6 protein-coding genes are annotated in these 7,512 nt (G+C 68.8%); 3 read left to right on the forward strand and 3 right to left on the reverse strand.

What is annotated here, in order from left to right; genetic code table 11:
- Nucleotides 1–32: 32 nt before the first annotated feature.
- Complete coding sequence (locus tag EV691_RS11860) at nucleotides 33–2,480, reverse strand: acyl-CoA dehydrogenase (protein ID WP_131297183.1); 2,448 nt, start codon at nucleotides 2,478–2,480, stop codon at nucleotides 33–35.
- A gap of 189 nt (nucleotides 2,481–2,669) precedes the next feature.
- Between EV691_RS11860 and EV691_RS11865 the strand changes: the two genes are divergently transcribed.
- Both EV691_RS11865 and EV691_RS11870 read left to right on the forward strand, forming a co-directional pair.
- Nucleotides 2,670–3,602 (forward strand): ABC transporter ATP-binding protein, encoded by a 933-nt coding sequence (locus EV691_RS11865; RefSeq protein ID WP_131297184.1) that lies wholly within the window; start codon nucleotides 2,670–2,672, stop codon nucleotides 3,600–3,602.
- Nucleotides 3,599–4,378 carry an ABC transporter permease gene (locus EV691_RS11870; protein ID WP_131297185.1) on the forward strand — a complete coding sequence of 260 codons (780 nt, stop codon included), beginning with the start codon at nucleotides 3,599–3,601 and terminating at the stop codon, nucleotides 4,376–4,378. The genes EV691_RS11865 and EV691_RS11870 overlap by 4 nt, the downstream gene beginning before the upstream one ends.
- Before the next feature lie 49 nt (nucleotides 4,379–4,427).
- Here EV691_RS11870 and EV691_RS11875 read toward each other — a convergent pair whose 3' ends face one another.
- Both EV691_RS11875 and EV691_RS11880 read right to left on the reverse strand, forming a co-directional pair.
- Nucleotides 4,428–5,741, reverse strand: coding sequence for a heavy metal sensor histidine kinase (locus EV691_RS11875; RefSeq protein ID WP_131297186.1), 1,314 nt, complete (start codon nucleotides 5,739–5,741; stop codon nucleotides 4,428–4,430).
- Nucleotides 5,738–6,421 (reverse strand): heavy metal response regulator transcription factor, encoded by a 684-nt coding sequence (locus EV691_RS11880; RefSeq protein ID WP_131297187.1) that lies wholly within the window; start codon nucleotides 6,419–6,421, stop codon nucleotides 5,738–5,740. The genes EV691_RS11875 and EV691_RS11880 overlap by 4 nt, the downstream gene beginning before the upstream one ends.
- Nucleotides 6,422–6,544: 123 nt before the next feature.
- On the opposite strand from EV691_RS11880, the gene queF reads away from it, so the two are divergent.
- Complete coding sequence (queF, locus tag EV691_RS11885; RefSeq protein ID WP_131297188.1) at nucleotides 6,545–7,375, forward strand: NADPH-dependent 7-cyano-7-deazaguanine reductase QueF; 831 nt, start codon at nucleotides 6,545–6,547, stop codon at nucleotides 7,373–7,375.
- Nucleotides 7,376–7,512: the final 137 nt, after the last annotated feature.

A 7,512-nucleotide genomic window follows, 5' to 3' on the forward strand; every position in this document is an offset into this window, starting at 1 on the left:
TATAGCAGGCCGGCACAGGAGGCCCCTGTCCCTCAGCGGACCCGGCCTTCGGACAGCTGCAGCGCTTCCGGGGCGAAGTCGTCGACGTCGATGACCCGGCGTCGCGCTTCTTCCGCGGCCTGCAGGGCGGTGGCCTCGCTGTCGTCCAGCACGCCGGCTGCCCGCGCCGCTTCGATCGGGTCGCTGCCGGGCGCCGGGTGCAACTGGCCGTCGCGGAGTGCCGCGCGCAGTTTCCTGGCGCTGGTCTGGCTGGCGGTGAGTCGCTGGAAGGCCTGGCGGAGGGCGCCGAGCGGCTGGTCGGGGGATTGCGGGCGATAACAGCCGTCGAGCAGGGACGCCAGGGCCGGGTCGTCCTCGGGGCGGCCGAGGATGTCGGCGACATCCGCATCCAGCCGGTCGGAGGGGCCCCGGTGGCGGCGGCCGAGGGGGAACACCAGGACACGCAGCAGCACGCCGAGGGGGCGGTTGGGGAAGTTGGCGAGAATGCCGGCCAGGGCTTCCTCGGCCCGCGCCAGGGATTCCTCCAGGGCCCAGGCGAGCAGCGCCTGCTGTTCCCGGGGATGACCGAGGTCGTGATAGCGCTTGAGCGCGGCCGAGCCGAGATAAAGGTGGCTCAGCACGTCGGCCAGGCGTGCCGAGAGCCGCTCGCGGCGCTTCAGGTCGCCACCGAGCCGCAGCAGGCTGAAGTCGGCGAGCAGGGCGAAGGCCGCCGCCAGGCGATTGAGGGCGCGGAAGTAGCGGCGGCTCGCGGTATCGCCCGGAACCCGGTCGAGCCAGCCGCCGCCGAGGCCGAGCAGCAGGGTGCTGGCGGCATTGCCGATGACGTGGCCCAGGTGCCCGCACAGCACGGCATCGAATTCGTCCAGCGTCCCGGCTTGGCCCGCGCGACCGGCGAGAGTCATTTCCTGCAGCAGATAGGGATGGCCACGGACGGCGCCCTGGCCGAAGATCATCAGGTTGCGGGTGAGGATGTTGGCGCCTTCCACGGTGATGAAGATCGGCGTGATCTGCCAGAGGCGCGCCAGGTAGTTGCGCGGGCCCAGGATGATGCCCTTGCCGCCGTGGATGTCCATGGCGTGGCTGATGCATTCGCGGGCGCGCTCGGTCAACTGGTACTTGAGGATGGCCGAGAGCACCGCGGGCTTCTCGCCGAGATCGACCGCCTGGGCGGTGAGCAGGCGTGCGCTGTCCATCAGCCAGGCATTGCCGCCGATGCGCGCCAGGACCTCCTGGATGCCCTCGAAGCTGGCCAGCGGCACGCCGAACTGTTCACGGACGCGTGCATAGCGCCCGCTGACGTAGCTGCAGCTTTTGGCCACGCTGGCGCCGACCGCCGGCAGGGAGATCGAGCGGCCCACCGACAGGCACTCCATGAGCATCGACCAGCCCTTGCCGATCATCGCCTGGCCGCCGATGAGAAAGTCCAGCGGCACGAACACGTCCTTGCCGGCGTTCGGCCCGTTCATGAAGGCGGCGCCGAGCGGCAGGTGGCGACGGCCGATCTCGACGCCGGGCGTATCGGTGGGGATCAGTGCCAGGCTGATGCCCAGCTCTTCCCGGTCGCCAAGCAGGTGCTCGGGGTCGTAGGTCTTGAAGGCCAGGCCGAGCAGGGTGGCCACCGGGCCGAGGGTGATGTAGCGCTTCTCCCAGTTCAGGCGCAGGCCGAGCACCTCCTCGCCCTGCCACAGGCCGCGGCAGACCACGCCGCTGTCGGGCATGGCGCCGGCGTCGGAGCCGGCATGCGGGCCGGTCAGGGCGAAGCAGGGAATCTCCCGGCCGTCGGCCAGGCGCGGCAGGTAGTGCTGGCGCTGCGCCTCGCTGCCGTAGCGCAGCAGCAGCTCGGCCGGCCCCAGGGAGTTGGGCACCATCACCGTCGAGGCCAGATCGCCGCTGCGGGTGGCCAGCTTCATCACGACCTGCGAATGGGCATGGGCGGAGAAGCCCTTGCCGCCGTACTCCCTGGGGATGATCAGGGCGAAGAAGCCCTGCGCCTTGATGAACGCCCAGGCCTCGGGCGGCAGGTCGAGACGCTGGCCGATCTCCCAGTCGCTGACCATGGCGCACAGCTCCTCGACGGGGCCTTCGAGAAAGGCCTGCTCTTCCGCCGTGAGGCTGGGTTTCGGGTAACTCAGCAGTTTGTTCCAGTCCGGTCGGCCGCCGAACAGCTCGCCATCCCACCACACGCTGCCGGCCTCGATGGCTTCGCGCTCGGTGTCGGAGAGCGGCGGCAGGGCCTTGCCCAGCCAGGCGAGCGCTGGGGCGCTGAAGTAGCGCCGGCGCAGGTGTGGCAGGAGCGTCGGCACGGCGAGCGCCAGCCAGGGCAGCCAGAGCAGGATCAGCAGCCAGCCGGGCGCGTCGCCGGACAGGCCCATGGCGATCAGGTACAGGGCGAGCAGGGCCAGGACGGGCAGCGTCGGCGTGCGCAGGTGGGCCAGCACGACCAGGCCGACGGCCAGAAGCAGAAGCCAGGCGAGCAGCATGGGCATCCTTCCTGAGTGGGCGCAGGCCGGCGCCAGGGCCTGCCGGAAAGCGCGACTCCATGAGGATAGCCGAGTGCGGACGAGCGACATTGCAGCGGAGCGGCGCGGGCCTTGCCGGGACGGCGGTTGCAATCGGGGCGCCATGCCCCAATATGCCGCTTTCCCGATCAGATCCGTGCGCCTATTCCCATGAGTTCCGCTCTGTCCATCCGGCAACTGACCAAGACCTACGCCAACGGCTTCCAGGCCCTCAAGGGCATCGACCTGGAGGTGGCCGAGGGCGACTTCTTCGCCCTGCTCGGCCCCAACGGGGCCGGCAAGTCCACCACCATCGGCATTCTCTCGACCCTGGTGAACAAGACCGGCGGCAGCGTGCAGGTGTTCGGCCACGACCTCGACCGCGACCCGGCCGGCCTCAAGCGCTGCCTCGGCGTGGTGCCCCAGGAGTTCAACTTCAACCAGTTCGAGAAGACCCTCGACATCGTCGTCACTCAGGCCGGCTACTACGGCATCCCGGCGCGCATCGCCAGGGCCCGCGCCGAGCAGTACCTGACCCAGCTGGGGCTGTGGGACAAGCGCGACGTGCCGTCGCGGATGCTTTCCGGCGGTATGAAGCGGCGTCTGATGATCGCCCGGGCGCTGGTCCACCAGCCGCGCCTGCTGATCCTCGACGAGCCCACCGCCGGGGTGGACATCGAGCTGCGCCGCTCGATGTGGAGCTTTCTCAGCGAGCTCAACCGCCAGGGCATCACCATCATCCTCACCACCCACTATCTGGAAGAGGCCGAGCAGCTCTGCCGGCATATCGGCATCATCGATCACGGGCGGATCGTCGAGCACACCAGCATGCGCGAGCTGCTGAAGAAGCTGCACGTGGAGACCTTCCTGATCGACCTCAAGGAGCCGCAGCTGGTCGAGCCGCAGCTGTCGGGCTATCCGGCGCGGCTGGTGGACGACCATACCCTGGAGGTGCAGGTGGAGAAGAGCCGCGGCATGAACACGCTGTTCTCCCAACTGGAGCAGCAGGGCGTCGAGGTGCTCAGCCTGCGCAACAAGACCAATCGCCTGGAGGAGCTGTTTGTGTCCCTGGTGGAAAGGAATCTCGACGGAGTGGCGCCATGAGCCTGGAACTGCGCGCCAACCTGGTCGCCCTGCAGACCATCGTCGCCCGCGAGGTGAACCGCTTCCTGCGCATCTGGCCGCAGACCCTGCTGCCGCCGGCGATCACCATGGTGCTGTACTTCGTGATCTTCGGGAACCTGATCGGCGGGCGCATCGGCGAGATGGGCGGCTTTCCCTACATGGACTACATCGTCCCCGGGCTGATCATGATGGCGGTGATCACCAACTCCTATGGCAACGTGGTGTCGAGCTTCTTCGGCAGTAAGTTCCACCGCTCGGTGGAGGAGCTGATGGTGGCGCCGGTCTCGCCGCACATCATTCTCCTCGGCTACACCATGGGCGGCGTGCTGCGCGGCCTGGCGGTGGGGACGATCGTCACCCTGCTGTCGCTGTTCTTCGCCGACCTGCAGGTGCATCATCTGGGACTGATCGTGCTGGTGGTGCTGCTGACCTCCACCATCTTCTCCCTCGGCGGCTTCATCAATGCGGTGTTCGCGCGCAACTTCGACGACATCTCGATCATCCCGACCTTCGTCCTGACGCCTCTGACCTACCTCGGCGGGGTGTTCTACTCGATCGACCTGCTGCCGCCGTTCTGGCAGGCAGTGTCGCTGGGCAATCCGATCCTGCACATGGTCAACGCCTTCCGCTACGGCATTCTCGGCGTCTCCGACATCCATATCGGCATCGCCATCGGCTTCATGCTGCTGGCCACCGCACTACTGTACGCCTACTGCCTGCGTCTGCTGGTGAGCGGGCGCGGCATGCGCCAGTAGGGTGGGTTGGAGCGCAGCTGGTAACCCACCGCACGGCCTGCTTCAGGCATTACGCGGGAAACTCGAGGATGAAGCGCGTCCAGCCCGCGCTGGACTCGCAGCGGATCTCCCCGCCGTGGGCGCGGACGATCGAGCGGGTCAGCGCCAGGCCCAGGCCGGCGTGTTCGCCGCTGCCCTCGCGGCGCGCCGGATCGGCCCGGTAGAAGCGGTCGAACAGCCGCGGCAGCTGTTCGGCGGGAATCGCCGGACCGCTGTTGCCGACTTCAAGGCGCAGGCGGCCTGCGGTATTCGTCAGCTCCAGGCGGATCTCGCCTCCGGCCGGGGTGAAGCGCAGGGCGTTGTCCAGCAGGTTGGACAGCGCCTGCCGCAGCATGCCGCGATCGGCCGCCAGCCGGGCATCGCCACGACGCTCCAGGCGCACTCCGGCGTCCTCGGCGAGCGCTGCGAAGTAGTCGAGCAGGGCGTCGATCTCCGCCCCGAGCTCGAGGGGCTCACGGTTCGGCAGCAGCAGGCCGTGGTCGGCCTTGGCCAGCAGCAGCATGTCGGCGACCATCTGCGCCAGCCGCTGCAGTTCCTCCAGGTTGGAATGCAGGGCCTCGCGGTAGTCCTCCAGGGCGCGCGGGCGGGAGAGGATCACCTGGGTCTGGGTCAGCAGGTTGGACAGCGGCGTGCGCAGCTCATGAGCGATGTCCCCGGAAAAGGCCGAAAGCCTCGCGAAGGCATCCTCCAGGCGGGCCAGCATGGCGTTGAAGGCCTGCGCCAGCTCGGCCAGCTCGGCAGGCTGGCGAGTCTCCTCCAGGCGGGTGGTCAGCGAACTGGCCGAGATGCCCGCCGCCACCTCGCCCATCCGCTGCAGCGGGCGCAGGCTACGGCGCGCCACCCAGGCGCCGAGCAGGGCGGTGGCCAGGGCGGATAGCCCGACGCCGAGCCAGATCAGCCGTTGCATGTCCTTGAGAAAATGCCGGTGGTGGGCGATGTTGAGATGCAGGGTCAGTCGTGTGCCGCCGGCGTCCCGCGGCTCCAGGGGCGCCTCCAGGCTGCGGTAGGCCGCCGGGTCGTGGCGTCCGGGGAGGCTGTCGAACCAGATGAGCCCGTCGCTGCCGACGATGCGCAGGGCCAGCTCCGGATGCAGGGCCAGTTCTTCCCGCACGGCGGGCAGGCGCTCCGGCAGGTCCGCCTCGCCGGCGACACCGGCAAGCAGGCTGCGCAGTACCGTCAGCTCGCCCTCCAGCTGCTGATGGTCAAGCTCGACGAAGTGCGCCTCGCTGGCCTGGTTGAAGAGGATGCCGGCGAGCAGCGAGACGGCCGCGCTGCAGGCGGCGAACAGCAGGCTCAGGCGGGTGCCGAGGGACAGCGGCCTCATGGCGCGGCAGGCACTTCGAGGACATAGCCCAGGCCGCGCACCGTATGGATCAGCGGCGGGGCGAAGCCGTCGTCGATCTTCGCGCGCAGGCGGCGGATGGCCACCTCGACGATGTTGGTTCCGCTGTCGAAGTGCATGTCCCAGACCTCGGCGGCGATCAGCGACTTGGGCAGCACCTCGCCCTGGCGGCGCAGCAGCAGTTCGAGCAGGGCGAACTCCTGGGGCGTCAGTTCGATGCGCCGCCCGCTGCGGCGGACCTGCCGGCGCAGCAGGTCGAGCTCCAGGTCGGCGGCCTGCAGGCGGGTCTCCGGGATCGCGCCCTGGCCGCGGCGCAGCAGGGTGCGCACCCGTGCCAGCAGTTCGGCGAAGGCGAAGGGCTTGACCAGGTAGTCGTCGGCGCCCAGTTCCAGGCCGCGCACCCGGTCCGCCACCGCATCGCGGGCGGTGAGGAACAGCACCGGCGTTTCCCGTCCCGCCCGGCGCAGCGCGTTCAGGATCTGCCAGCCATCGCGGCCGGGCAGCATTACGTCGAGGATCACCAGGTCGTGGTTGCCCTCCAGCGCCAGGCGCTCGCCGGTCGCGCCGTCGATGGCCAGGTCGACGGCGAAGCCGGCCTCGCCGAGGCCCTGCTGCAGGGCGCGGCCGGTCTTGGGTTCGTCTTCGACGATCAGCAGGTTCATCGTGGTGTCCGCCAGGCAGAAATGCCTGTTATACCGGCTGCAGGCCCGCCCGTCCTGCGGCATGAAAGCCCGCCGGGAAGCCGGTACACTGAGCGCGCTCGATCACTCTCAGGTTCTTGTGCCATGCATCCCGCCGCCGAACACTCCCCGCTGGGCAAGTCCAGCGAATACCTCGATACCTACACGCCGTCCCTGCTGTTCCCGATTCCGCGCGCGCCCAAGTGGGCTGAGCTGGGGCTGACGGCGGCGAGCCTGCCGTACCGCGGGGTGGACGTGTGGAACTGCTACGAGCTGTCCTGGCTGCTGCCCTCCGGCAAGCCGGTGGTGGCCATCGGCGAGTTCGTGATTCCCGCCGACTCGCCGAACATCGTCGAGTCGAAATCCTTCAAGCTCTATCTCAACTCGCTCAACCAGACCGTCTTCGCCGACCGGGAGGTGTTGCGCCAGACCCTCGCCGACGACCTGTCCGCTGCGGCCGGAGCGCCGGTGGCGGTACGCCTGCGCAGTCTCGCCGAGGTGCAGGTGGAGGGCGTCACGGCGTTGCCGGGACAGTGCATCGACGAACTGGAGGTGGCCATCGCCCGCTATGGAGAGCCATCGGCCGAACTGCTGCGCTGCGATCCGAACCGCCGGGTGGAGCAGGTGCTGCACAGCCATCTGCTCAAGTCCAACTGCCCGGTGACCGGCCAGCCGGACTGGGGCAGCGTGGTGGTGGACTACCGCGGCCCGGCGCTGGACCCCGCCAGTCTGCTCGCCTATGTGGTGAGCTTCCGCCAGCATGCGGATTTCCACGAGCAGTGCGTCGAGCGCATCTTCCTCGATCTGCTGCGCCTGCTCGAACCGGAGCGGCTGACCGTCTACGCGCGTTACGTGCGCCGCGGCGGGCTGGACATCAACCCCTGGCGCAGCACCGAGGCGATGGTTCCGGACAACCGGCGCCTGGTGCGCCAGTGACAAAAAACGAGCGGACGCAATGCCCGCTCAGTGCTTCCAGAAGGCTATGTCTGAGTTAGCTGTTGCAGCAGGCTAAGCTGATCATGACGTCTCCGCATGCGGGAGGTGGATCATGAAAGCGAGTCAGTTCACGCGAT

Origin of the sequence: Azotobacter chroococcum (assembly GCF_004339665.1) — a bacterium.
Taxonomy (GTDB): Bacteria; Pseudomonadota; Gammaproteobacteria; order Pseudomonadales; family Pseudomonadaceae; genus Azotobacter; species Azotobacter chroococcum.

Coding starts and splice junctions, on each gene's coding strand:
- EV691_RS11860 (WP_131297183.1), bottom strand. CDS start 2,480: ATGCTGCTCGCCTGGCTTCTGCTTCTGGCCGTCGGCCTGGTCGTGCTG.
- EV691_RS11865 (WP_131297184.1), top strand. CDS start 2,670: ATGAGTTCCGCTCTGTCCATCCGGCAACTGACCAAGACCTACGCCAAC.
- EV691_RS11870 (WP_131297185.1), top strand. CDS start 3,599: ATGAGCCTGGAACTGCGCGCCAACCTGGTCGCCCTGCAGACCATCGTC.
- EV691_RS11875 (WP_131297186.1), bottom strand. CDS start 5,741: ATGAGGCCGCTGTCCCTCGGCACCCGCCTGAGCCTGCTGTTCGCCGCC.
- EV691_RS11880 (WP_131297187.1), bottom strand. CDS start 6,421: ATGAACCTGCTGATCGTCGAAGACGAACCCAAGACCGGCCGCGCCCTG.
- queF (WP_131297188.1), top strand. CDS start 6,545: ATGCATCCCGCCGCCGAACACTCCCCGCTGGGCAAGTCCAGCGAATAC.